Here is a 24,086-nt window from a genome sequence, read left to right on the forward strand (position 1 = left end):
ATTTATTTTTTTAGAAAAACAGGAACACTTATGGAAATCAATCCGTATCAAGAACAGATTAAAGATTTATCCGAGCGCGGGCAGGATTTGCGGAGGTATCTTTGACTTCGATGGTAAGCAAGAACGCTTAGAAGAAGTCAATTTAGAGCTAGAAAACCCAGAGCTGTGGAATGATCCAGAGCGTGCCACCAAGATCAATAAAGAAAAAAGCCACCTTGATGGTGTCATCGATGTGGTGCTCTCTCTTGAAACCACGCTAGAAGATGCGTCTGCCATGCTAGAGTTGGCAGTAGAAGCAGAGGATGAGTCCTTGCTAGCTGACGTGCAAAGCGAGCTAGATGATGCTGAGCAGCGCGTGGCTGATCTAGAGTTCCGCCGTATGTTCAGCGGCGAGATGGATCCAAACAACTGCTACTTGGATATCCAGTCGGGCAGTGGCGGCACCGAAGCACAAGACTGGGCGGAGATGCTGCTGCGTATGTATACACGCTGGGCGGAAGCTCATGGCTTTAAGGTAGATGTGATTGAAGTGTCTGCTGGCAGTGTCGCGGGTATCAAGTCGGCCACCATTGAGATTAAAGGCGATTATGCGTTTGGTTGGCTGCGTACCGAGATTGGCGTCCATCGTTTGGTACGTAAGTCACCATTTGATAGCAACAATGGTCGTCATACCTCATTTGCGGCGGTGTTTGTCTCGCCTGAGATTGATGATAATGTCGAGATTGACATCAATCCTGCGGATTTGCGTATCGATACCTATCGCTCCTCAGGAGCGGGCGGTCAGCACGTCAACACGACAGATTCTGCGGTACGTATTACCCATGAGCCAAGTGGTGTGGTGGTGACTTGTCAGAATGAGCGTAGTCAGCACGGTAACAGAGCCACGGCAATGAAGATGCTGCGTGCTAAGCTCTATGAGCTTGAGATGCAAAAACGTATGGAAAAACAACAAGCGGTTGAAGACAATAAGTCTGATGTCGGCTGGGGCAGCCAGATTCGCTCATACGTGCTCGATGATTCTCGTATCAAGGATCTGCGTACCGGCGTTGAAACCTTCAACACGGGCGCGGTACTAGATGGCGACCTCGATCAGTTTATCGAAGCCAGTCTAAAAGCAGGTCTATAAAATAGAATTCAAATACCAACTAACATGTAATTAAGGAAGATTATGCCAAGCGTAAATAATTATTTTGATAATAAAGTCACTTCGATTGCTTTTCAAACAGCAACCAAGCCTGCAACAGTAGGTGTTATGGAAATTGGTGAGTATGAATTTGGCACCAGTGAGTTTGAAACCATGAGCGTGGTGAGCGGTGCATTGACGGTCAAGCTACCAGAGAGTGATGAGTGGCAAACGTTTAACGCTGGCGAGCACTTCACCGTTGAAGCCAATCAAAAATTCCAAGTAAAAGTTGACGTCGAAACCGCTTATTTATGTGTATACGGTAAATAATGACTTTTATTGTAAAGTAGTATCAAAATAAAAAAAGCCAAGCATTTGATGCTTGGCTTTTTTTGGTGGGTATTTCATTCTCGAGCTTACCCTTATCAAGCAGATTGCGCCACGTCGTCTCCGTCGTGTTTGATGGCAAACTGGTTTCATAGAACGTGAGATAGTTTTGCCATAAGTGCGCCCAAAGATCATGATCGGCGAGGGCGAGTGGCTTTATTTTCATAGGAGAATGATTTATTTTTTATAAACTTAAGTCGTGAGTAGTGCTGAATTAAGCCTTAAAAGTACAGCACTTAGAACCCGTATCGCTATTTTTATCACTGCTTTATTTTACACAGGATTACACTTTGTCCGTGGCAAACAAACAGCAAAAATAAGCGCAGTTGATTATGCTAAAACCATAAAATTATTAGATGAGTGTTGTTATGGGCAAAACAAACGAGCAGTCGACGACGCAGGATGTGCGCCATGACTATGAGCGTCTCGCACGCCGTGCCAATCTGCGTTATGTGAGTGACGACGAACCAGGTTATGAGCGTAGACGTTGGGGCCGCGGCTTTACCTATCGCGATGCAACGGGCAAGACAGTCAAAGACAAAGCATTGCGTCAGCGTTTTGATGCATTGGTGATACCGCCTATGTGGTCGGAGGTGTGGATATGCCAAGACGAAAAAGGTCATCTGCAATCGACAGGACGCGATGAAAAATCACGCAAGCAGTACTTGTATCATCCCTTGTGGAATAATATTCGTGACCAAGCCAAGTTTGATGCGATGATAGGCTTTGCAGAGGCGCTGCCCAATTTACGCGCGCAGGTCGAGACAGATTTGGAAGCAGAATCATTGTCACGCACCAATGTACTCGCTGCCGTGGTCAAATTGCTTGAAACCACGTTGATTCGTATTGGTAATAGCCGCTATGCCAAGCAAAATAAAAGCTATGGTCTGAGTACGCTACGTAGTAAGCATGTCAGCGAAACGGATAATGGACTGGCGTTTGATTTTGTCGGAAAAAGCGCCAAAGAACACCACATTGAGCTGCAAGATGAGCGTTTGATTGACATCGTGCAGGCATGTTCTGAGCTGCCGGGCTATCAAATATTTAAATACTTAGATGACAATGGACATAAACAAGTCGTCGACAGTAGCGATATCAACGACTACTTGCGAATGCATACATGCGGTATGGACTGCGAAAGCAAATTATATAGTGCAAAAGATTTTCGAACATGGATGGCAAGTGTACTCGCGGCAAGTTATCTATATGATGAGCTACAAACGACGGCAGGCGCTAACATACTTGCCAGCGCACCAGAAAGTGCTGAGCGTCAGCAGCTGGTCACCGATATGGTAAAAAGCGTGGCGGCAGAGCTGGGCAATACGCCAACCGTATGCCGCGCGTCGTATATTCACCCCATCATTATTGAGCGTTTTTTGGCAGGGGAATTTTATGATGACTACAAACAAGCACGCCGCGGTCGTACGAAAAAATACCAAAGCTGTGAGGAGAAAGCCTTACTAGGTTTTCTCAGTGCTGATCGTTAAATATCGATTCTTGAGAAAGTACTTCAAAAATAATTTAAATATTTGATCCTACAAGTTTTTTAAGTTTACTATTAGCTATTTGATGATAAATAGTTATAGGTCATGCTTATTTATATAAAATAAAAATGATACGTTATGTATTGAAATAAGTATAAAAATACGTTACTAATAGAGCATGTTAAATACAAAGATATTAAACGGTCTATAGGATGTGACCGTTTTACAATATGAATATCATTTTATCTGCTATTGCTAAAGGATTAGCTTATGAACACCGCCTCTCAAACTCCTACCCTCAGTCACACAGATGCTTCAACGACACCAAAAGAATATACCGATTATTATAATAATTTTAATATGGATACATTGCTGTCAGAAATTTTTGGCGAGCATGTCAATGATCGATTAAATGCTTATATGGCTTGCTGTGGTCGTCATGTACGTGATGGCCGCGCGGATAATGCCGCACTGGTACACGAAGATACGGCAGGCAATGTCACGCGCATGAGCTTTGGTGAGCTCGATAAAGCCAGTGCACAGGTTGCCAACTTATTACAGTCGTATGGCGTAAAAGCGGGGGACAAAGTAGCGACGATGCTACCGCGTACGCCTGAGCTACTGACGGTTGTATTGGCAACATGGCGCATCGGCGCGGTATATCAGCCGCTGTTTACTGCTTTTGGTTATGACTCAATCAAATATCGCATGGATAAAGCCGATACCAAAGTGGTCTTTACCAATGTAGAGAACCGCAACAAGTTTGATGACTTGGCTGTGCAAACCAAAATGGTATTGGTCGGCAGTACTGAAGATGCTCAGACGTGGGGTGACGATCACTACCGTCAGTCCATGGAATCACAGGCGCAAATGATAGAACCCGTTATGCTCGATACGGATGCACCATTTTTGCAGATGTTTACCTCGGGGACAGTCGGTAAGTCAAAAGGCGTGAGTGTGCCATTATCAGCCTTACCTGCGTTTTATCTCTATATGCGTTATGCCATTGACCTACGCGCAGACGATCAATATTGGAACATGGCTGATCCTGGCTGGGCGTATGGATTGTATTACGCCATCACAGGGCCTCTGCTATTAGGGATCACGACTTATTTTAATGAAGCAGGCTTTGACGCGACCAATACGCGCGACTTTATGATGCGTCATCAGATCACCAATTTGGCCTCTTCACCAACGGCATTTCGCATGATGAAATCCAGCGGCGTTTTTGACAACGTTAATGAAGACAATAACGCCAAACTCGCTTTGCGCTGTGCCAACTCGGCAGGGGAAACATTGAACACCGAAGTCGTTAACTGGGTTGAGACCTATCTGGGCTGTCAGGTAAAAGATCATTACGGTCAGACAGAAACGGGCATGATGTGCTGTGCGCATCATGCGTTGAAACACGAATCACCAGTTGGCTCGATGGGAATGGCGCTACCAGGTCACACGCTGGTCGTATTGGATGACGAGATGAATGTATTGCCAGATGGTGAGCAAGGACAGTTAGCAGTCGTGGTCAGCCAGTCACCTGCGTTTTATTTCCATGGTTATAGCTGGAACGAAAAACAAGCTTTCGTTGATGACTACTATCTGACAGGCGATGTGGTTGAGCGTCATAGTGACGGCAGCTACTGGTACTCAGGACGTGATGATGACATTATCATTACGGCAGGTTACCGCGTGGGACCTACTGATGTCGAAAACACTGTATTAGAGCATGACGCAGTGGCAGAATCTGCGGCTGTGGGCGTGCCAGACGAAGTGCGTGGACATACGATCAAATCTTACGTGGTGCTAAAAGAGGGTATCGAAGGTAGCGAGCAAATCGCCAAAGAAATCCAAGAGCTGGTGCGCAAACGTCTATCAACTCATGCCTATCCACGTGAGGTCGAGTTTGTGACCGAGTTACCAAAAACACCAAGTGGCAAGATTCAACGCTTTTTGCTACGTAGTTTATCTGCCGCGTAACTACCCGATAGAGCGTTTATAGATAATTCATAGAAAACAGCTAATAAAAAATGAAGATTTAAAGGAATAAACATGCAAATTAAAGAGAATAGCTTTTTGGTCACAGGCGGTGCATCAGGTTTGGGTGAGTCAGTGGCTCGTGCGATTGTCTATCAAGGCGGCAACGTCGTCATCGCTGATCTCAATGAGTCAGCAGGGCAAGCACTGGTCGCTGAGCTGGGTGATAGTACGCGCTTTGTGCGCTGTGACATCACTAACGGCGATGAAGTACAATCAGCGGTTGAAATGGCAGAGTCAGCTTTCGGCGGCTTACAAGGCTCAATCAACTGTGCGGGTATCGTAGTGGTACAAAAGCTACTGGATCGTGATAACAATCCGGCAGACCTTGAGTCATTTAGTCGCGGGGTCAATGTCAATCTGGTCGGTTCATTTAACGTTGCGCGTTTGGTCGCGGCTAGCATTGCCAAACGCATAGCGAATGATAGCAATGCAGGCGAGCATGCAGAAAAGAATGTAGATCAAGGCATTATTATTAATACAGCTTCTATTGCAGCCTTTGATGGTCAAGTGGGTCAAGCCAGCTATTCTTCTTCCAAGGCAGGCGTGGTTGGTCTGACCTTGCCGCTTGCTCGCGAGCTGGCACGTCATGGTATACGCGTTATGACCATCGCACCGGGTGTCTTTGCCACACCGATGATGGAGAGCATTCCTGAAAAAGCCCGCGAGCAGCTAGAAGCAGGCGTGCCTTATCCCAAACGTTTGGGCGCTCCCAATGAGTTTGCCAAATTGGTCACTCATATCATTGATAATGCTTATCTAAATGGCGAGGTAATCCGCTTAGATGGTGCAATTCGTATGGTGTAACATTTGAGTAATTCATTCGTTTTGCACAAAGTTTATCTACACAATCTGACATAGTGCTTTGATACATATGATTAATGACAAAAAATTAATTGTGAGGATCAAAGCCTATGTCATTTTTTTATAATAAATTTCACCCGCCAAATGAGCAGCGCATGTATTGGTTACTTATAGGCATTAGCCTTGCTGCTATTGTAAGCACCAGTGCTATTGCTTATGCCAAAAACTCCTCAACATCCAAAAACCGTATTCCTGCGTCTGCAGTTATTGATCGAGTCTTCGTCGACAAATCAGATCGTGTCTTAACATTGATGAGCGATGGTAAAGCCATTAGGTCGTATCGTATTGCGCTAGGGGGTAGTCCATCGGGACATAAGCAACAAGAAGGCGATCAGCGTACGCCCGTTGGGATTTATACCTTAGATTATAAAAACGAGAACTCTATTGCGCATCGTTCTATCCATATTAGCTATCCAAATGATGAAGACAAGGCACGAGCGAAGTCATTAGAGGTCAATCCGGGCGGCGACATTATGATTCATGGGCAAATGAATGGCTTTGGCGCTTTGGGATGGCTGAATCAACAACGCGACTGGACAGATGGCTGTATCGCCGTGACCAATGCCGAGATGGATGAGATTATGGTATCGGTGATACTTGGTACTCCTATTGAAATCGTGGAGTAGCATAGTCGGATTATCATTGGGTCTATACTCAATAAGTGCATTGCTTATTACCATATTCAACGGAGATTTCTCTTGAATTTACATCAATAAAATGGCATTTCTTACCTACTAACTTCCTTTATCTGGTATTAATAGCCCATTTAAATATTGTTAATAATAAATATCATTGTCTTAAGTAAGGTTTTATTGATTTATTGTCTTGAAATAACCGTATGCATACCTTATATAAATGACAGATAACAGTGGGCACTAGACTAGGAGAGTCCCTAGAAGTTCCACTGAAAATACTAATTATAAAAGGATATAAACATGAGATTTGAGAAGTTTACGCAAAAACTGCAATCAGCGATTCAAGAAGCTCAGAGCCTAGCGTTAGGTCGTGATCATACGGGCATTGATCCTGTGCATTTGCTTGCGGTATTGCTACAAGATGAGTCTAATTTATCTATCTGCCAACAAGCAGGCGCTTCTATTCCAGCGCTAAAAAATGGCGTTGCCAAAGCGCTCGATAATCAAGCGACCATTTCGGAGCCGACAGGTGACGTCAATTTAAACCCAAACTCAGTCAAAATTCTGAACTTGGCAGATCGTCAGGCGCAAAAAGAAGGCGATGATTTTATTGCGACTGAATGGGTCATGTTGGCACTCGCTGAGCAAGGCGAAACCAAAAAGATATTTGAAAGTGCAGGCGTGACGGCAAGCAAACTAAAAGCGGTCATTGAGCAGCTGCGCGGTGATGATACGGTCAATAACCAAAACGCCGAAGATCAGCGTGATGCACTCAACAAATACACGATTAATCTGACTGAGCAAGCAGAGCTTGGCAAACTAGATCCAGTCATTGGCCGTGACGAAGAAATTCGCCGTACCATTCAGGTACTGTCGCGCCGTACCAAAAACAACCCTGTGCTCATCGGTGAGCCGGGCGTTGGTAAAACAGCCATCGTCGAAGGCTTGGCACAAAAAATCATCAATGGCGACGTACCAGAAGGTCTGCGCCGCAAAGAAGTGTTGTCGTTAGATTTGGGCGCGCTAATCGCTGGGGCAAAATTCCGTGGTGAGTTTGAAGAGCGTCTCAAAAGCGTATTGAGCGACTTGGCCAAACAAGAAGGCAATGTCATTCTGTTCATCGATGAGCTGCACACGATGGTTGGTGCAGGCAAGTCTGAAGGTGCGATGGATGCGGGTAATATGCTAAAACCTGCTTTGGCACGCGGTGAGCTGCACTGCGTTGGTGCGACCACCCTTGATGAGTATCGCCAGTACATCGAAAAAGACGCTGCGCTTGAACGTCGTTTTCAAAAGGTTTTGGTCGATGAGCCAACAGTCGAAGATACCATTGCGATATTACGGGGTTTAAAAGAGCGTTACGAGCTGCACCATGGCGTCGATATTCAAGATAGCGCCATCATTGCTGCTGCGCGCATGAGCCATCGCTATATCACCGATCGTAAGTTGCCGGATAAGGCCATTGACTTGATTGATGAAGCAGCCAGCCGCTTGCGTATGGAGATGGACAGCAAGCCTGAATCATTAGGTAAGCTCGATAGTCGCCTCATTCAGCTAAAAATGCAGCGCGAAGTCCTCAAAAACGAAGAAGATGCTGGCGCGCAATCAGAACGTAAAGTACTCGATGCGCAAATAGCAGAATTGGAAAAAGAATACGCTGATCTTAATGAAGTTTGGCAGGCAGAGAAAGCGTTGGTCAAAGGCAGTCAACAGCTAAAAGACGAGCTAGATAAAGCCCGTATCGCTTATGACAAAGCCAGCCGCGAAGGCGACTACGAGACCATGAGTAAGCTGCAATACGAGACCATTCCGCAGTTAGAACGACGTATTCATGAGTCTGATTTGGCTGAGCAAAAAGAGCAGACTGGTGAAGGTGATGGTGTCAAATTGCTACGGAATAAGGTCACAGACAACGAGATTGCAGAAGTGGTAGCAGCCGCCACTGGTATCCCAGTCAGCAAGATGATGCAAGGCGAGCGTGACAAAATGATCGCAATGGAAGAAAAGCTCCATGAGCGTGTTATCGGTCAAAACGAAGCGGTCGAATCGGTGGCCAATGCGGTACGTCGTAGCCGTGCAGGATTATCTGATCCCAACCGTCCTTCAGGCTCGTTCTTATTCTTAGGACCTACAGGCGTTGGTAAGACGGAGCTGACCAAATCACTAGCGAACTTCTTGTTTGACTCTGAAGATGCAATCGTACGTATCGACATGAGTGAATATATGGAAAAACACAGTGTCAGTCGTCTTGTAGGGGCACCTCCAGGTTACGTTGGTTATGAAGAAGGCGGTACGTTGACTGAAGCGGTACGCCGTAAGCCATATAGCGTCATATTGTTTGATGAAGTAGAAAAAGCGCATCCAGATGTGTTCAATATCTTGCTACAAGTATTGGACGATGGTCGCTTAACCGATTCGCAAGGTCGGGTGGTAGATTTCAAAAACACCGTCATTATCATGACCAGTAACTTGGGTTCGCACAAGATTCAAGAAATGGTTGGCGAAAGTTACGAGGATATTAAAGCGGAAGTAATGGATTCTGTTGGGCAGCATTTCCGTCCAGAGTTCGTCAACCGTATTGATGAAATCGTAGTATTCCATCCGCTTGGTATGTCGCAGATGGCAGGTATTGCTGATATTCAATTGAATCGTTTGCGTCAGCGTATCCAAGAGCGTGAGATGGATATTGAGCTATCAGCCGACGCGATGAATAAATTGGTTGCCGTCGGTTATGATCCTGTTTATGGCGCTCGTCCTTTGAAGCGTGCTATTCAACAGGAGATCGAAAACCCATTATCATTGAAGCTACTAGCGGGCGATTTTGTGGCAGGTGATATTATCAAAGTCGATGTAGGTGCCGACGACAAGCTAACTTTTGATAAGCTTAGAATGAGCTAGTCACTCTAGCCTTGAGGTCTTTATGACCTAACTGTACGTTTAAAACAAACCCCTTATCTACAATCGTAGGTAAGGGGTTTTTCGTTTATGGTGGTATTTTGCGTTACTGTTTTTTTACCATTTAAATATCTCTTAAATATCAAGACTATGCTATAAATAAATGGATGACCAATAAAATAAATGCCAATTGGATAGAAAGGACAAAACAATGACAACCCCTATTGAACGTGCAAGTCTGCCCTTAACATCGCCGTTACTCATTGCGGCTTTATTGTTTAGTACATCAGCTTGCTCCAATCCTGCAACCGTCAATACCAGCAACAACGTACCAGAACAGAAAGAGAGCCAAATCTCTAAAGCAGATATGCGGACAAGTGATGCTCAAGTTAGTGCAGACAAGCCTGAGTTTACAACCAAAGCGGTCGCCACTTTTGATGAGCCTTGGGCTATGACAGCACTACCCAGTATAGATGGCAAAGCGCCCAAACTACTAGTGACGCAAAAAACAGGAGAGTTATTCATTGTAGACACGGCGACGGGTAGCAAGACACAAGTAGCAGGCATCCCTAAAGTGGCCTATGGTGGTCAAGGTGGTTTGGGAGATATTATATTAGCACCAGATTTTGCGACTTCTAATGCTGTATATATCAGCTACGTAGAAGCAGGAAAGGGGGGTGATAGTAATAAGTTTGGGGCAAAAGTAATCAAAGCGACACTGGCAGGATTAGGCACAAATGCGCCCACACTACAGGTCATCACGCCTATTTGGGAGCAATCTCCAAAAGTCACGGGGCAAGGTCACTATAGCCATCGCTTATTGTTTTCACCTGATGGACAGTATCTATATATCAGCTCAGGAGAACGCCAGAAAAAAGAGCCTGCACAAAATATGAGCATGAATCTAGGTAAGATTATTAGATTGTATGCTGACGGCTCGGTTCCAAAGGACAATCCATTTGTCAATGATAGCAATGACATTGCCTCTCAGTTTTGGACAATGGGCAATCGCAATGTGCTCGGCATAAGATTTGATGAAAGCGGCAGGCTTTGGGCAAACGAGATGGGGCCAAAGGGCGGTGATGAATTTAATCTGATTGAAAAAGGCAAAAACTACGGCTGGCCGATTGTATCAAATGGTCGTAATTATTCAGGTACACCAATCCCAGATCACGACACTCGCCCTGAGTTTAAAATGCCTAAAATCACATGGACACCCGTTATTTCACCGTCATCACTGAGTCTATATACGGCTGGTAGCCACAATGACTTTCCAGCATTACAAGGCGATTTTTTAATCAGTGGTTTATCTTCAAAAGCGCTTATTGTCGTAAGTGTCGATGAAGATGATAGTGCTACTGAACGCTATCGTTATGACATGGGTGAGCGTGTTCGTAGCGTGCTGGCAGTCGATGGACAAGTGTGGGTATTGGAAGATGGTGATGGTGGACGATTACTCAGATTATTGCCTAAATAACATCATGATAAAGCTGCTTTTAGATCTGTATTTATGTAGACCTTTTAAAAAAAACTATCAATCTTATTAGAATAGTTTAAAGGTTTTATCAAGTTTTATTTTGTAATTGATTGATAGTTAAAGCCTATTTTGTTAAGGTAATATTCCTTAAATTTTGAGACTTGCACATGGAAGAAGTAAAAGTAGGCAGATTAGGACCTTTTCCACGGGTGAGTAAACCTGTGTTTATTACATCGTCACTGTTGATCGTTGGATTTATTATTTTCGGCGCACTTTTCACTGAAACAGCAGGGGCGGTTTTTAGTTTTTTACAGAATTTTATTACCGATAAGTTCGGTTGGTTATTTATTATCTTAGTGAATACAGCGCTTGGGCTTTGCATTTACTTAGGAATGAGTCGCTATGGTGATATTCGTTTAGGTAACCAAACGGAGCGACCACAGTACAATCTGTTTTCTTGGATTGGTATGTTGTTCTCTGCTGGTATTGGTATTGGCCTTGTCTACTGGGGTACAGCGGAGCCGTTGTATCACTTTATGGCACCACCAATGGGCGAGGCCGAAACGGTTGAAGCCGCAAAGCAAGCGATGAATATCTCATTTATGCATTGGGGTCTACACGCTTGGGGCATCTATACGATTGTGGCACTGTCGTTAGCGTATTTTCATTTTCGTCGCGGTTTGCCTTTATCGATTCGCTCAACTTTGTATCCTTTGCTCGGCAAAAGAATCTATGGTCGCTGGGGGCATACGGTCGATATCTTGGCCGTGTTCGGTACGATGTTTGGTGTGGTCACCTCACTCGGGCTTGGAGTGATGCAGATCAATGCGGGACTTGAGAAACTATTTGGCATGCCGAATAGTCTCACTGTACAGTTCGGTTTGATAGCTTTCATCACAGCGCTTGCAGCCGCTTCCGTTATGATGGGTCTGGATAAAGGTATTAAGCGCCTTAGTGATATCAATATCGGTTTTACAATCGTTTTATTGGTATTCATGGTGGCTTTAGGGCCAACGCTCTTTATCTTTGATAGCTTTATCGAAAATATCGGCAACTATCTGACTGTACTCGTGCCTTTGGGTACGTGGGGCGAGTCTTATAGTGGAACAGATTGGCAAAGTGCTTGGACGATATTTTATTGGGCATGGTGGGTGAGCTGGGCACCATTCGTTGGTATCTTTATTGCCCGTATCTCTCGTGGTCGTACCATCCGTGAGTTTACGTTTGGGGTACTGTTAATCCCTATGCTTATCTTGTTCTTTTGGTTCACGACCTTTGGTGGCGTAGCGATTCATATGGAGCTTGCCTCTGCTGTGACAGGTATTAGCCCAGGTTTGGTTGAAGCAGTACAAGCAGATACCGGTAGCGCAATCTTTAAGCTAGTTGAGTACTACCCACTAGCCAAACCGATTACGTTAATGATTGTTGTCATGATTATGCTTTGGTTTGTGACTTCGTCAGATTCGGCCAGTTTTGTTATCGATATGCTGACCGCTGGTGGCGATACCAATCCACCAAAGATTCAGCGTTTGTTTTGGGCAACCACAGAAGGCGTTATCGCTGCCATATTGTTAGCGGCTGGTGGATTGTCTGCTTTGCAGGCAGCTGCCATCGTAGCAGGATTGCCATTTGCTTTAGTGGTTTTTGTCATAATGTATGCGTTGTTACGCGGATTAGGACGTGATCGTCTGATTCTTTACCGTGCGCAGCAAAGCTATATCACAGATGAGTCAGCAGATCATAACTCTGCAGATGAGTTTGTTGATGAGCATTTACTCAAAGGCCCACCTAAGATTGTTAAGGGTGACTAAGCAGTAAAATCGTTATTTTAACCATTGTTCTAATCATTAATAGAAGCCCCAATTTATTTTTAAATTGGGGCTTCTTTGTGGCTACTCAAATATATTTTTTGGAATGAAGTATTCTTATGAATTAACTGCATTCACCTTTGGTATAACTAATGGCCTCAGGTATGTTACAGGCCGAGCAAGCATTACCTGCCGTACGGTAGCTTATCACTGAGCCAACTTTCGTTTTTACACAGACTGGATCATATTGCATGGTACACATGGTCTTCTCAGAGCGAGAGGTTGGACAGTGAGTTAAGGTGTTTTCAAGCATTTGACTGTTATCTGTTGCAGGTTGCGTGGGAGTAACTGCGCCAGGCGTAGCGCTGCAACCCGCCAGTGCTAATACCAAGGAGACGACAGCTAATGATGGTTTGAGGGATTGCGCCAGTGTAGGCAGTGATAATTTAGATAGCGTTTTTTGCATGATGTGATGTCCTTATTTGCAAGCGTTCTATTACCGCTCGTCACGTTATTGATAGATCGATATAGCACTTAAAGTTTTATAATAACTAATGAATGGCTATGGACTCAATAACATAATACAAAAAACCCAAGCTTGAGCGGCTTGGGTTTTTTGTTAAATACAGATGATTGTCACAGCAGAATATCTACCTAGATAAGAATAGCAACTTATTCAGCTGGCTTATCATCTTTGTTTAGCTGCACATATTTATCGAAATTTTGTGCATAATCTGTCAAATTGTCACTTAGCATCTGGCGATATTGTTTGACATAAAACTCGACGATATCGTCTTTTTCTTTGGCAAAATCATCGGCTTTCACGAAGCCAATCGAGGCCACAGAGGCGCTGTAGCGTGCGGCAGCATATAACAAAGAAGCACCTACCTGTCCTGAATGGGCATCAGGGCCTAGCTGACTATTGGCGACACCGATGATAGCATCAGCGCGTTGGTAAAACGCCTGCATTTCAGGGGTGATTTCAATGCTTGCATCCACATTGTTGTCTTGAGTGTTGCTGTCTTGAGACATAAGCTGCTCCTAATAATAAGTGTCGATAATTTTAGTATATAAAGGCGGTTTGTAAATGATTCAACGTAATGACTCTATGACCCTTATAAGCCAGCGTCTGCTTTTAAGATATCTGCTTTGTCTGTTTTTTCCCAAGTAAAGGCAGTTTCTGAGCCTTGACGACCAAAATGTCCAAAGGTAGCCGTCTGCTGATACATTGGCTGTAATAGGTTCAGCATACGAGTGATGCCATAAGGACGCAAATCAAAATGAGTACGAATCAGGCGAATGATTTCATCGTTACTGATTTTGCTCGTGCCAAAAGTGTTGACAGAGATAGACGTTGGCTCAGCAACCCCAATCGCGTAACTGACTTGTACTTCACAGCGATCAGCAAGACCAGCTGCGACGATGTTTTTGGCCACATAACGTACCGCATAAGCAGCACTGCGATCTACTTTTGAGGGATCTTTACCACTAAAAGCACCGCCCCCATGACGTGCCATACCGCCGTAAGTATCGACAATGATTTTGCGGCCTGTTAAGCCTGCATCACCCACAGGACCACCAATGACAAACTTACCCGTTGGATTGATATGGTAGCGTGTACCCGCATGTAACAGATCAGCCGGTAGCACTTGCTTGATGATAGATTCCATCACTGCTTCTTGCAGATCAGACTGCGAGATGCTCGGATCATGCTGAGTTGATAGAACGACCGCATCGATTGCAGCAGGACGGTTGCCATCATACTTCAAGGTAACCTGCGCTTTGGCATCAGGACGGAGCCATGGTAGCTCGCCTGCACGGCGCAGCTCAGATTGACGCTCCATCAAACGATGGGCATATTCAATAGGGGCCGGCATTAATACATCAGTTTCATTACTGGCGTAACCAAACATTAAACCTTGATCGCCTGCACCTTGCTCTTCAGGATCATGACGATCGACACCTTGAGCGATTTCAGGAGACTGCTTACCCAGCATATTGATGACCGCACAAGTCTCGCCATCAAAACCCAAATCTGAGTGGTGATAACCAATGCCGTTGACCGTGTCACGCACCAGCCGCTCTAAATCGATATTGGCAGTTGTGGTGATTTCACCGGCAAGTATCACCGCGCCTGTTTTTACTAAAGTTTCGCAGGCCACACGTGCGTGTAAGTCTTCACGTAAGATAGCATCAAGGATGGCGTCTGATATTTGGTCAGCCATTTTGTCAGGGTGGCCTTCGCTCACAGATTCGGAGGTAAATAAGTTGTATTCACGCATAATGGGATCGCTTAATTGAATCAATAAAGGTAGGAAAAGCAACACTCTGGGTGCTGCTCTAATTAATGTTGACCACGCATTTACGCGGCAGATAATCGGTATTTCTCAATGCTAAAAATCGGTGTTGAACAAAGTTTTTGTCATCAATTTGGCTAAAATCTAGACCTACTATCATTCAATCAATTCATATATGGAGCAATGATAATAAGCTTTTATGGCTATGGCGGTAGAGAGTTAGGTCAATGTTCGCTCTAATAGGCTACTGTCAGTGTGCAGATTGCCTTATCAGAAGCGGGGTAATTGCCAAAATCTCTTAACACAAAATAGGGTTATTCTACCCTGAAACGTTATAAAACTCTAGTGAGCAGCACTTGCTATACTATAAGAAATGCTCAACAAGTGATTCACTGTCGTAAAACGTAGGTACTTGCCAGTTCATGGCTACATAAGTTTGTCTTTGAGACAGGAGTGTCACTACGTTATAGTTCTAAAAAGGTCGCTTTATCTTTAAACATGCACTCTTCATAGACGGGGCAAGCGCCGCATTTGGGTGTACGCGCTTGGCAGGTATAGCGCCCGTGCAAAATAAGATAATGATGCGCATCAACGATAAAGTCATCGGGTATACGCTCGACCAGTTTGTTTTCGACGATGAGCACCGTTTTACCAGTAGCGAGTCCAGTACGATTGCCGACGCGAAAGATATGCGTGTCGACCGCCATGGTTGGCTGACCAAAAGCAGTATTCAAAACTACGTTGGCGGTTTTACGCCCCACACCAGCTAATGATTCTAGATCTTTGCGGTTGTCAGGGACGGTGCTATCAAACTTTTCAATCAAATCGCGGCAAGTCTTGATGACATTTTTGGCTTTTGCGTTATATAAGCCAATATTTTTGATATACGTCTTTAGACCTTCTTCGCCTAGTGCCAGTATAGCTTCAGGTGTGTTCGCCACGGGGTACAACTGCTGAGTGGCAATATTGACGCTCACATCAGTTGCCTGTGCAGATAAGATAACGGCGATGAGCAGCTCGAAATTACTGCCGTAATTTAGCTCGGTGACAGGCTCGTCAATCGTCGCCGCTAGCTTTTCAAAAAATGGACGCACATCGCGATTGGGCATTCTTCTAGAGGGCGGTGTATCGGCTGTTTTATGTTTGACCGTTTTACTCATGGTGTTTTAACTATTATTTTAGTGAGTGGTGTTGCAAAATTATATGCTAGCGATGGCATTTATATGAGTTATTAAAGTATCAATCACGTAATCACAGCACCGCTTGTAATGCGTCGAGCTCTGCTTGCAAGCCTTCAAGCTCCATTTGTTTTTTATCATTGGCGCGCACGCTGAGCTGCTTTTCGAGTTTTTTGATTTTGGTACGTAGTTTAGCCGCTGCAATGGTATTCTTTGCTTGTGCTTCGCTAATATTTAGCGATTGGCTCGTTGCATTGTTGAGCTTGGCCTCTACCATGCTGACCACAGGTTTGCTATTGCTGGTATCAGCCAGTTGTTCTGTCACGCGTTTGAGATGCGTGTGGTAGCGCTGTCTCAAGTCTTCTTGTTCGGCTACTCTCTCAAAGGGAGAAAGCTCACGCTCGACAATGACCAAGTCGATACAATCAACAGGGCAGGGTGCGATACATAGCTCACAGCCTGTGCACAAATCGGTAAAAATCGTATGCATGTGTTTGCCAGTACCGACGATAGCATCCACTGGACAAGCCGGAATACATTTGGTACAGCCGATACAGTCGTCTTCACGAATCACAGCACGAACCTCTGTTGGACGTCCTGATGTCATGTCTATCGGCCATTGTGATGGTGCGGCTGTCAGATGAGTATCTATCCCAATTGTCTGAGCGATAGCGTCCGTTACTGGCTGGCCACCAGGCACACATTTATTGTATGGCTCACCCTTTAATACGATAGCAGTGGCGTAAGGCAAGCAGCCATCTGGATGCTCACAAAGCCCGCATTGCGTTTGCGGCAGACAAGCATCAACGCGTGCAATTTTTGTCTGTACATCATTTGGCAGGGTATCAATGTGCAGCGACTTAAACAAGATCGGTAAATCTGTCAAGCGTGTCTGTTCAGTACTTTGAGGATGGGTGTCGGTTTGGGACATGGTATTACTGGCCTTAGTATCGGTCATCATTAGCGACTGTCACTTATGTCTGTCAGTGGCTAGGTAGATAAGTGACTATTGATTGCATATTTTATAGGCAAATTATGGATCTTTGTACTGACGTTCTATATCAAATAGTCAATCACCCAGCCGTATTGATCGCTGTTGCGCTGCGAAGATTAACACATTTAAAGCCGTAAAACATCAGGGTCGAAAACCTAGTCTTTAACATTAAAAATTAAAGCATAAGATCAATGATATTGTGATGCATTTATTCTCGGTGAGCGTTTGCGGAATGTCTACTTACCAAAACGCTTGAGGATAAAATCAATTAATAGATGCATGCGATGAGGCATGTTATCACGGTCGCGATAGAGCATCTGGCAGCCTCTAGGTTGGTTATTCCAATCAGGCAATACTTGCTGCAAACCGCCTGATGTGATCAAAGGCTGTGCATCATAATCGGGGATGAAACCTAGACCGATACCATCCGCAATAGCCCCCGTTAGTAAACTAATATTATCAACTTTTAGACGGATATTATTTGTTGGCTGATGCGTCTGTACCTCGCCCGTTATACGATGCTGTAGATGCCAAGTAGACATAGGGGTGCACAGTACCGTAGGGTAGCCTGCCAAATCATTGGGCGTTTGGATATCGGATACATCGATATCGCTGGCTGCACAAATGATAAAGCGAATATTGGTCAGCTGCCGCCCAATCCAATGATTGGCACTGTGTTCACCAATACGAAAAGCGACATCAATAGCTTGCGCGTCAATATCAATGGTCTGATTGGACAGACGCAAATCTAAATGGATATCTGGATATTGTTTTAAAAAAGCATTGAAATGCGGCGCTAAAATATCACTACCAAAATTGACAGGGGCGCTGATTCTGATTGTGCCTTTGGCCTCATTTTTATCTTGTAGTAAGCAACACGCGACGTTTTCTAATTCATCAAAGAGATGGGCGCTGCTCTTATAATATTGTTGCCCTGCATGGGTCAACTGTACGCGGTGCGCATCTCGGTTGAGCAACCTAAGTGCCAGATCTGCTTCTAGTTTGGCAACTCGGCGACTCAATGTCGATAGGGGCATGTCAAGCATTATAGAGGCTTGGCGAAAGCTGCCGTAGCGGACAACCGCGCAAAAACTGCGCATGTCATCGAGGGAGTAGTTAAATTTCATATTCAGAATCTATGCTCTCGTTATTGCTTGTTTATACCGTATTTAAAATATATACACTGGTGCTTATCTTTTCGCAAGTTTTTTGGGTGCAATATGAGCCGTTCAGCGAACACCACCGCCGTCCTATATTTATTACTGTGTACGTTTCTCTGGGGCGCAAGTTTTCCTGTCGGCAAGCATGCCTTGAGTGAAGTAAACGCATTAACCTTAGTCATGTGGCGTTTTAGCATTGCCTCGGTGTGTCTGTATCTTTATACAAAATATAAACACATGCCAATCCCTACTCTCACACCCAAACAATGGGCGTGGGCGATTGGTGTATCCATCATTGGTGTTGGTGGCTTAAACTTGGGGCTGTTTACTGGGCTTGAACAGACCAATGCCAATAATGGTGCGTTGATTATGGCGCTTAGCCCGCTGGTTACTTCATTGATTGGTTCTATAGCGCAGCGCCAGTTTCCTACCAAAGGCGCGCTGTTTAGTTTGGTGGTTTGTCTCTCTGGCGTACTGCTGGTACTGACCGATGGCGCATTTGCCAAACTGCTAGGGTTTGAATTTAACCATGGCGATCAAATGATTTTTTTAGGTATGCTGTGCTGGAGTCTCTATACTTATCTGACTCAAGGTATCAGTCGCTGGATGCCAATGATTCCTTATACCTTGGTCGGTATGCTGTCAGGTCTTGGGGTGATATCGCTCATGGTGTTATTTAGTGCAGAGGTACATCCATTGCAAGAAAGCTTAGCCATCAGTCGCAGTGTCTTTGGCGACTTGATATTTATTGGCGTCTTCGGCACGGTTGGCGGTTATCTATTGTGGATCTCTGGCGTCAAGCAGTTGGGCGCTGCTAATGCGTCATTATTCTTTAATTTTGTGCCAGTGTTTGCTGCGCTCACGGCCTTTGCTTACGGTCAGCAAGTGACCGCTTTGCAATTATTAGGTATGGCGATTGTGATTGCAGGGCTATTGATACCCAGACTTGTCAAATGGCAATATCAGCGTCTGACCGTCCATAATGTCTAAGTGAAACGCAGTAGGCACTGACATTAGCCGCTAAAATGAGCTGCCAGTGTCAGTGTCATTTAATTTCATAATAAAATGCCTTGTTCTTTGGCAATCTGATCGATCAATTCTCGAGCGATACTGCCCTTTGGTGGAATCTTTGGCAGGTTAGAGAGATCAAAAAAATCAGCATGCGCCAGTTCGTCTTCTTGAATAATAATATCGCCACTGGCATAAGAGGCACGGAACCCAAGCATCAAATTGGAGGGAAATGGCCAAGGCTGGCTACTCACATAACGAATATCTGATACGCTGATATTGACCTCTTCTGCCACCTCACGTACCACCGCATGCTCTAGGCTTTCACCGACCTCGACAAACCCAGCGATCAAACCATACATGGGCGGCAGTTTTTGCTGTCCGTGACGGTGATGGTGCGCGAGTAAGATTTGCATTTCATCTGTTACTGGGTTTGGGCGGGTAATCGCCGTAATCACACATGGCTGGACGCGAGGATACTGGCGCAGCTGGCATACTGGACAAACCATGGCGCGCTCGTCTTGGTCAGCATGTACGGTAGGACTGGCACAGCGACTACAGAACTGCGTATCTGCTTGCCACCTTAATAACTGTATCGCTTGACTGATCTGGTCAGATAGGGCAACAGGTATGTTATTTATCAGCTGTCGATAAGGGACAAAGGTATCAGTACTGCTTTCGGCGATGATAGGCAGCGTCACGTTATGAGCGACTGCGTAATCATAAGTCATGGCAGTGGTGGACGGCGCAGTGAAGGTTTGGGCAGTGTTTTCATTGATCAAATCAGATGAAAGGCTATCCATATTATTATTATCATCAGATTGCCAGTGATTTGGCGATAGACTCTCATGTAGCGTCACGTGACCGAGCCGATAAGCTTGCTCGTCTGAACCAGTACGACTCTGTGGTAGTTGGATTTGTAATGGCCACCAACCATCTGGCATTTGACGGCATAAAACAGTGTCATCACTCAATATAAAAGCATGGGCCATAAAAGATTCCAAACAGTTTGAAGCAAATCCGTATCGATTTAGATACAGACTTATTTAACGTGAAGTATTCTGATTAAGTTTTATCGCCGCAAAATGACAAAATGGCGACGATAAAACCTGTGCAAGCAGTACTAAGCAGCAAGTAGATGACTTAAGCTTTGCTGGCCAACGTCAAGCGCTTGTTTACTGACAGGACGATGGTTCTCAAAACCATCCAGATGATGATCGACCGCCATAATCACATCAGCAATATAAGCCAGTGTATCGTCTTCGATACGTCGTCCACTCTCTATGCGTTTTTCGATATAAATGGCTAATTGACCAAGCATGCTGGCGGGTGTTGGCAAATGTAAAAAGCGCAATGCACCTGCCACTTGGCGCATCATTCCCGGTATATTCTGAATATTAAGCATGTCGCGTTCAGGCTCTGCCAAATAGTCGTTAATTGCTTGCTCGGCACTTGCAATGGCGGTACGGCTTTCTTGTATGAGAGTATCGTATGATGTATTGAGCTGATGCAATGAGATATGCTGATTATTCAGTGGTAAGTAGATCGCCCCTGGGGTATGCATCTCTGCCATTGCAATTGTAGCATTCTCTGCATGCATCAATGCCAGTAATAAGTGATCAAAGTCATCCGGCGAAGGCGCCTGCCAATGGCTGACCGCACCCGCCGCTGTGATAAGACTATCAGCTGCATTGGACAATCCTAGCAGGCGCAGTGCTGAGCTCAGTTCAGTCAACTCTTCAATGATCTGGGCAGTTTGCATATCAACAGGATTGATGGAGTCGCCGCGTGCATAGCTGTCGACATTTTCTTTAATATTATTGATTTGAGACTGAATAATGTCATTTAGTGTATCGGTGAGTGCGCGATTGGGACCAAATAAGAAACGCTTCATCTCATCAAGCTGATCGCCTTCTAGATAGTTACTTGCGTACTGCTCACGTAATTGCTGCGCCTCAACAGTATCACGCTGACAGGCAAAATTAACTAAGTCTGCAAAACGTGTATCCATCACAGGTAAGTAGCTTTGGAACTGCTGCTCCACATAAATCAGCGTATGCTTTTGGCTCACGTTCAACGGTAAGACCGCGGCAATATCTGTCACAGCAGTCGCTGCTGCTTGCCAAAATAGGCTGTTACTATTTGATGCGATCAAAGCGCAGGCAGCACTCATGGCATCGAGTTTTTGCTGATCGTTTGAGTCAATATTGCCATCTTGATTGAGTAGGGCAACGCCAAGACCGCTACGATAGGCATAGGTCAGGAGTTTTGTATCCAAATTGAGCGCGCTTAGTGGTTCAAAGTTTTTCTCTGGGTTAGCAATGATGACGCTACTGCTCCCAAAAGTAGAAAAGTCCTCGACCGTCATTGGTGGTTTTTGTCCATGCGCATTGAGATTATTAACCACTGGCAATAACAAAGTAGGCTCTACCGACTCAGTCAATAATACAAACTCGACATAGCGATCTAAAGTCATAATGGCTTCTGATAAATCCATGATGAGAGCCGTGTCATTGTTGTCGCCGTTGTCATAAAGGCGCTGTAGACCGTCAATGATGGCATTGTTTAACACTTCTGCACCAACAAGAGAAATCAGTTTAAAAATACAAGACAGCTGCTTTAAAACGCTAATAGAATCTGACAATAAAGGTGCTTGGCTACTATCGTCATTGAACTCGCTCAGATGAATCTCAGTATCTTTGAGCGTTGCGATAATCTCATCATGCAATAAGTGGAGTGACGGTAGGTTGAAATCAGTAACACTAAGCGTGGGGGCGGTTAACTTCATTTGCGCAGACTGGTCCATAAGTATTTTTCCATAATGTACTGATGAGAATGACGATGGTATCAATGGGGTAGTAAAAATATTGGTTAATGATGTTTTAACGTTTTATATGATAATAATCAAGGCTATATTGTACAAATGTTGGTGTAATTCAGGCTTGATGTAGCGGCTACATATTGGCTTTTAGCTCAGGGTAGTCCTCTGCAAGAGAAGCGTACCAGCTTTGGTTGGTAGTCTCATCTGACGTCGATGCTAGCAATAAATTGGCCAAATTGGCAAAACTGGTATGGGCAGTTTGCCCGCCCTCTGTGGGTGCGTCTTCTTCAATGGCAAGCGTCACTTGACCGCCAGTCATCGCCAAGTAAACTTCGGCTAAAATCTCTGAATCCAGTAAGGCGCCGTGAAAGGTACGGTCTTGCTTACCAACGTCCAGACGACGTACGAGGGCATCCAATGTGTTCTTTTGTCCAGGATATTGCTGCTTTGCCATGACCAGTGAATCGGTCACTTGTACGCGCTCAGCAAAGTCATTGAGACCGACTTTCGCAAACTCCATGTTTAAGAAGTTCATATCAAAGGTGGCGTTGTGAGCGATAATCTCAGCACCATCCATAAAGTCGTATAATGACTGGGCAACTTGATCAAAGGTGGGCTTGTCCGCCAAAAATGCCTCAGAGATCCCATGAATACGAATAACTTCATCATCCATGCCACGCTGCGGATTGATATAGACGTGTAGTTTTTCACCAGTAAATTTACGCCCAACCATCTCAACAATACCGATCTCAATGATACGGTCGCCTTTTAATGCGTCCAGTCCTGTGGTCTCTGTATCCATGATGAGCTGACGATTTGCTTCATGACGATGTATCGGTTTTGGCAATAGCGGTTTGAAATGAGGATTGGCACGACTCGTATCCCCATCAAACTTGGGTGTATCAGTATCTATAGGTGGGATATCACTAGTCATGTCGGTATCATTCATGGGTACTTGGGCTTCTGGCATGGCTTTATTACTCATCATTTTGGGTGCGTTGTCTGGATGGTGAGGAGTCTCTACCATGACATCATTATGCATCATACGTGCTTCATGGCTATGTTGACTGTCATTGATTCGTAACTCATCTTCTGACACATCCTCAAACTCGTCATCTACCATATCTAGACCCAATGGGTCGAACTTTAGCCAATCATCATTGGCGACAGGTTTTTTATCAGTCGCTATGCGGTCTTTTTTTTTAGGGGCGTCTGATTCGTTTATCACAGGTTTTTGTGCCACAGATTCTTTTATCATAGAGGAGTGACCACTGTTTGACGTAACCCCTAAGTTTGCCAGTTCGTCTGCTTTTTCATTACCGGCATGTCCAGCGTGACCCTTAACCCAGTGCCAATCAACATCACGCTGTTGACATAGCTTATCCAATTGTTGCCAAAGGTCTTGATTGGCGACGGGCTTTTTGCTCGCTGTTTTCCAGCCTTTTTTCTTCCAGCCTTCAATCCATTCGGTGATGCCTTTTTGGACGTAGCTGGAATCTGTCCAAATCTCAAGTTTTTGCTCATGTGAGCTATGTGTTAGGGCCTGTATCGCACCCATGAGCTCCATGCGATTATTGGTGGTTTCCGTATCACCGCCATATAAATCCTGCGTGCTACCATCGCTAAATATAAGGTGCGCGCCCCAACCGCCAGCGCCGGGATTGCCTTTGCAGGCACCGTCAGTATACGCTACCGTTATGTTTTTCTTGGCGGCTAACGGATCAGTTGCGTTGCTTGTATTAGAGTGTGGCATGGCGTTACGGTTGTCTGACATAGAGATGTATAAACCTGATAAATAGTAAGCATAAAAGTAGTATTAGAGCATCGCGCTCATACTAATTGAACGATGCTAGTGCCGCTGTGAGTATAACAAATCTATCGTAAATATGGGTGGTCGTGACGCACAAAATCACAAAACTAGGGA

Annotated in this window: 20 protein-coding genes; 10 read left to right on the forward strand and 10 right to left on the reverse strand. The window is 44.9% G+C overall.

Features of this window, described 5'->3' with window-relative positions; genetic code table 11:
- Positions 1 to 30 precede the first annotated feature (30 nt).
- Both prfB and ppnP read left to right on the forward strand, forming a co-directional pair.
- Positions 31 to 1,126 (forward strand): peptide chain release factor 2 gene (gene prfB / locus AC58CZ_RS03385; protein WP_156770966.1). Its coding sequence is split into 2 segments (ribosomal slippage): positions 31 to 102 and positions 104 to 1,126, totalling 1,095 coding nucleotides; the frame shifts between segments, so codons are not numbered across the junction.
- A 42-nt stretch (positions 1,127 to 1,168) separates the two neighbouring features.
- Complete coding sequence (gene ppnP / locus AC58CZ_RS03390; RefSeq protein WP_186474260.1) at positions 1,169 to 1,453, forward strand: pyrimidine/purine nucleoside phosphorylase; 285 nt, start codon at positions 1,169 to 1,171, stop codon at positions 1,451 to 1,453.
- A 22-nt stretch (positions 1,454 to 1,475) separates the two neighbouring features.
- Here ppnP and AC58CZ_RS03395 read toward each other — a convergent pair whose 3' ends face one another.
- Positions 1,476 to 1,676 carry a hypothetical protein gene (locus tag AC58CZ_RS03395; protein ID WP_186474262.1) on the reverse strand — a complete coding sequence of 67 codons (201 nt, stop codon included), beginning with the start codon at positions 1,674 to 1,676 and terminating at the stop codon, positions 1,476 to 1,478.
- Positions 1,677 to 1,878: 202 nt separating this feature from the next.
- Here AC58CZ_RS03395 and AC58CZ_RS03400 point away from each other — a divergent pair, with 202 nt between their 5' ends.
- From AC58CZ_RS03400 to AC58CZ_RS03430, 7 genes are all read left to right on the forward strand, one after another.
- Entirely contained in the window at positions 1,879 to 2,997 is a 1,119-nt protein-coding gene (locus AC58CZ_RS03400) for a DNA topoisomerase IB (protein WP_093068457.1), read from the forward strand.
- A 267-nt stretch (positions 2,998 to 3,264) separates the two neighbouring features.
- Entirely contained in the window at positions 3,265 to 4,968 is a 1,704-nt protein-coding gene (locus AC58CZ_RS03405; RefSeq protein WP_494223408.1) for an AMP-binding protein, read from the forward strand.
- 72 nt (positions 4,969 to 5,040) lie between these two features.
- Positions 5,041 to 5,832, forward strand: a complete 792-nt coding sequence (locus tag AC58CZ_RS03410; RefSeq protein ID WP_494223407.1) for an SDR family NAD(P)-dependent oxidoreductase — start codon at positions 5,041 to 5,043, stop codon at positions 5,830 to 5,832.
- Positions 5,833 to 5,939: 107 nt separating this feature from the next.
- On the forward strand, positions 5,940 to 6,515 hold the full coding sequence (locus tag AC58CZ_RS03415; protein WP_494223406.1) for a L,D-transpeptidase family protein: 576 nt from the start codon (positions 5,940 to 5,942) through the stop codon (positions 6,513 to 6,515).
- Positions 6,516 to 6,824: 309 nt separating this feature from the next.
- Complete coding sequence (clpB, locus tag AC58CZ_RS03420; RefSeq protein WP_058025183.1) at positions 6,825 to 9,422, forward strand: ATP-dependent chaperone ClpB; 2,598 nt, start codon at positions 6,825 to 6,827, stop codon at positions 9,420 to 9,422.
- Between the two features lie 208 nt (positions 9,423 to 9,630).
- Positions 9,631 to 10,896 (forward strand): PQQ-dependent sugar dehydrogenase, encoded by a 1,266-nt coding sequence (locus tag AC58CZ_RS03425; protein ID WP_494223405.1) that lies wholly within the window; start codon positions 9,631 to 9,633, stop codon positions 10,894 to 10,896.
- 167 nt (positions 10,897 to 11,063) lie between these two features.
- The gene (locus AC58CZ_RS03430; protein ID WP_093068229.1) at positions 11,064 to 12,707 is read left to right on the forward strand and encodes a BCCT family transporter; all 1,644 of its coding nucleotides are present in this window, start codon (positions 11,064 to 11,066) and stop codon (positions 12,705 to 12,707) included.
- A 121-nt stretch (positions 12,708 to 12,828) separates the two neighbouring features.
- Here the strand turns inward: AC58CZ_RS03430 and AC58CZ_RS03435 are convergent, their stop codons facing one another.
- From AC58CZ_RS03435 to AC58CZ_RS03460, 6 genes are all read right to left on the reverse strand, one after another.
- The gene (locus tag AC58CZ_RS03435; protein WP_071001835.1) at positions 12,829 to 13,170 is read right to left on the reverse strand and encodes a hypothetical protein; all 342 of its coding nucleotides are present in this window, start codon (positions 13,168 to 13,170) and stop codon (positions 12,829 to 12,831) included.
- Positions 13,171 to 13,376: 206 nt separating this feature from the next.
- Positions 13,377 to 13,736, reverse strand: coding sequence for a DUF3144 domain-containing protein (locus AC58CZ_RS03440; protein WP_071001833.1), 360 nt, complete (start codon positions 13,734 to 13,736; stop codon positions 13,377 to 13,379).
- A gap of 83 nt (positions 13,737 to 13,819) precedes the next feature.
- The gene (gene metK, locus AC58CZ_RS03445) at positions 13,820 to 14,986 is read right to left on the reverse strand and encodes a methionine adenosyltransferase (RefSeq protein ID WP_075105952.1); all 1,167 of its coding nucleotides are present in this window, start codon (positions 14,984 to 14,986) and stop codon (positions 13,820 to 13,822) included.
- Between the two features lie 479 nt (positions 14,987 to 15,465).
- Entirely contained in the window at positions 15,466 to 16,110 is a 645-nt protein-coding gene (nth, locus tag AC58CZ_RS03450) for an endonuclease III (protein WP_497413136.1), read from the reverse strand.
- A 142-nt stretch (positions 16,111 to 16,252) separates the two neighbouring features.
- Positions 16,253 to 17,110, reverse strand: a complete 858-nt coding sequence (locus AC58CZ_RS03455; RefSeq protein ID WP_071003639.1) for an RnfABCDGE type electron transport complex subunit B — start codon at positions 17,108 to 17,110, stop codon at positions 16,253 to 16,255.
- A gap of 299 nt (positions 17,111 to 17,409) precedes the next feature.
- Positions 17,410 to 18,300 carry a LysR family transcriptional regulator gene (locus tag AC58CZ_RS03460; RefSeq protein ID WP_071001831.1) on the reverse strand — a complete coding sequence of 297 codons (891 nt, stop codon included), beginning with the start codon at positions 18,298 to 18,300 and terminating at the stop codon, positions 17,410 to 17,412.
- Positions 18,301 to 18,393: 93 nt separating this feature from the next.
- On the opposite strand from AC58CZ_RS03460, the gene AC58CZ_RS03465 reads away from it, so the two are divergent.
- Positions 18,394 to 19,323: a DMT family transporter gene (locus tag AC58CZ_RS03465; protein WP_093068239.1), complete on the forward strand. Its 930-nt coding sequence runs from the start codon at positions 18,394 to 18,396 to the stop codon at positions 19,321 to 19,323.
- 65 nt (positions 19,324 to 19,388) lie between these two features.
- On the opposite strand, the gene nudC is transcribed toward AC58CZ_RS03465, so the two are convergent.
- The 3 genes from nudC to dnaQ form a co-directional block, all read right to left on the reverse strand.
- A complete protein-coding gene (gene nudC / locus AC58CZ_RS03470) occupies positions 19,389 to 20,333 on the reverse strand; it encodes an NAD(+) diphosphatase (protein WP_093068242.1) in 945 nt (314 codons plus the stop codon).
- A 131-nt stretch (positions 20,334 to 20,464) separates the two neighbouring features.
- Entirely contained in the window at positions 20,465 to 22,147 is a 1,683-nt protein-coding gene (locus tag AC58CZ_RS03475; RefSeq protein WP_093068246.1) for a hypothetical protein, read from the reverse strand.
- Positions 22,148 to 22,295: 148 nt separating this feature from the next.
- Entirely contained in the window at positions 22,296 to 23,936 is a 1,641-nt protein-coding gene (gene dnaQ / locus AC58CZ_RS03480) for a DNA polymerase III subunit epsilon (RefSeq protein WP_093068250.1), read from the reverse strand.
- Positions 23,937 to 24,086 lie beyond the last annotated feature (150 nt).

Source organism: Psychrobacter sp. CR212 (assembly GCF_059693765.1).

Excerpts from the sequence above, each read along its gene's own strand:
- AC58CZ_RS03475 (WP_093068246.1), bottom strand. The coding sequence starts at position 22,147 with ATGGACCAGTCTGCGCAAATGAAGTTAACCGCCCCCACGCTTAGTGTT.
- AC58CZ_RS03410 (WP_494223407.1), top strand. The coding sequence starts at position 5,041 with ATGCAAATTAAAGAGAATAGCTTTTTGGTCACAGGCGGTGCATCAGGT.
- AC58CZ_RS03425 (WP_494223405.1), top strand. The coding sequence starts at position 9,631 with ATGACAACCCCTATTGAACGTGCAAGTCTGCCCTTAACATCGCCGTTA.
- AC58CZ_RS03460 (WP_071001831.1), bottom strand. The coding sequence starts at position 18,300 with ATGAAATTTAACTACTCCCTCGATGACATGCGCAGTTTTTGCGCGGTT.
- AC58CZ_RS03440 (WP_071001833.1), bottom strand. The coding sequence starts at position 13,736 with ATGTCTCAAGACAGCAACACTCAAGACAACAATGTGGATGCAAGCATT.
- AC58CZ_RS03465 (WP_093068239.1), top strand. The coding sequence starts at position 18,394 with ATGAGCCGTTCAGCGAACACCACCGCCGTCCTATATTTATTACTGTGT.
- nth (WP_497413136.1), bottom strand. The coding sequence starts at position 16,110 with ATGCCCAATCGCGATGTGCGTCCATTTTTTGAAAAGCTAGCGGCGACG.
- AC58CZ_RS03395 (WP_186474262.1), bottom strand. The coding sequence starts at position 1,676 with ATGAAAATAAAGCCACTCGCCCTCGCCGATCATGATCTTTGGGCGCAC.
- AC58CZ_RS03430 (WP_093068229.1), top strand. The coding sequence starts at position 11,064 with ATGGAAGAAGTAAAAGTAGGCAGATTAGGACCTTTTCCACGGGTGAGT.
- nudC (WP_093068242.1), bottom strand. The coding sequence starts at position 20,333 with ATGGCCCATGCTTTTATATTGAGTGATGACACTGTTTTATGCCGTCAA.
- metK (WP_075105952.1), bottom strand. The coding sequence starts at position 14,986 with ATGCGTGAATACAACTTATTTACCTCCGAATCTGTGAGCGAAGGCCAC.
- AC58CZ_RS03435 (WP_071001835.1), bottom strand. The coding sequence starts at position 13,170 with ATGCAAAAAACGCTATCTAAATTATCACTGCCTACACTGGCGCAATCC.
- AC58CZ_RS03400 (WP_093068457.1), top strand. The coding sequence starts at position 1,879 with ATGGGCAAAACAAACGAGCAGTCGACGACGCAGGATGTGCGCCATGAC.
- dnaQ (WP_093068250.1), bottom strand. The coding sequence starts at position 23,936 with ATGTCAGACAACCGTAACGCCATGCCACACTCTAATACAAGCAACGCA.
- clpB (WP_058025183.1), top strand. The coding sequence starts at position 6,825 with ATGAGATTTGAGAAGTTTACGCAAAAACTGCAATCAGCGATTCAAGAA.
- AC58CZ_RS03405 (WP_494223408.1), top strand. The coding sequence starts at position 3,265 with ATGAACACCGCCTCTCAAACTCCTACCCTCAGTCACACAGATGCTTCA.
- AC58CZ_RS03415 (WP_494223406.1), top strand. The coding sequence starts at position 5,940 with ATGTCATTTTTTTATAATAAATTTCACCCGCCAAATGAGCAGCGCATG.
- AC58CZ_RS03455 (WP_071003639.1), bottom strand. The coding sequence starts at position 17,110 with ATGTCCCAAACCGACACCCATCCTCAAAGTACTGAACAGACACGCTTG.
- ppnP (WP_186474260.1), top strand. The coding sequence starts at position 1,169 with ATGCCAAGCGTAAATAATTATTTTGATAATAAAGTCACTTCGATTGCT.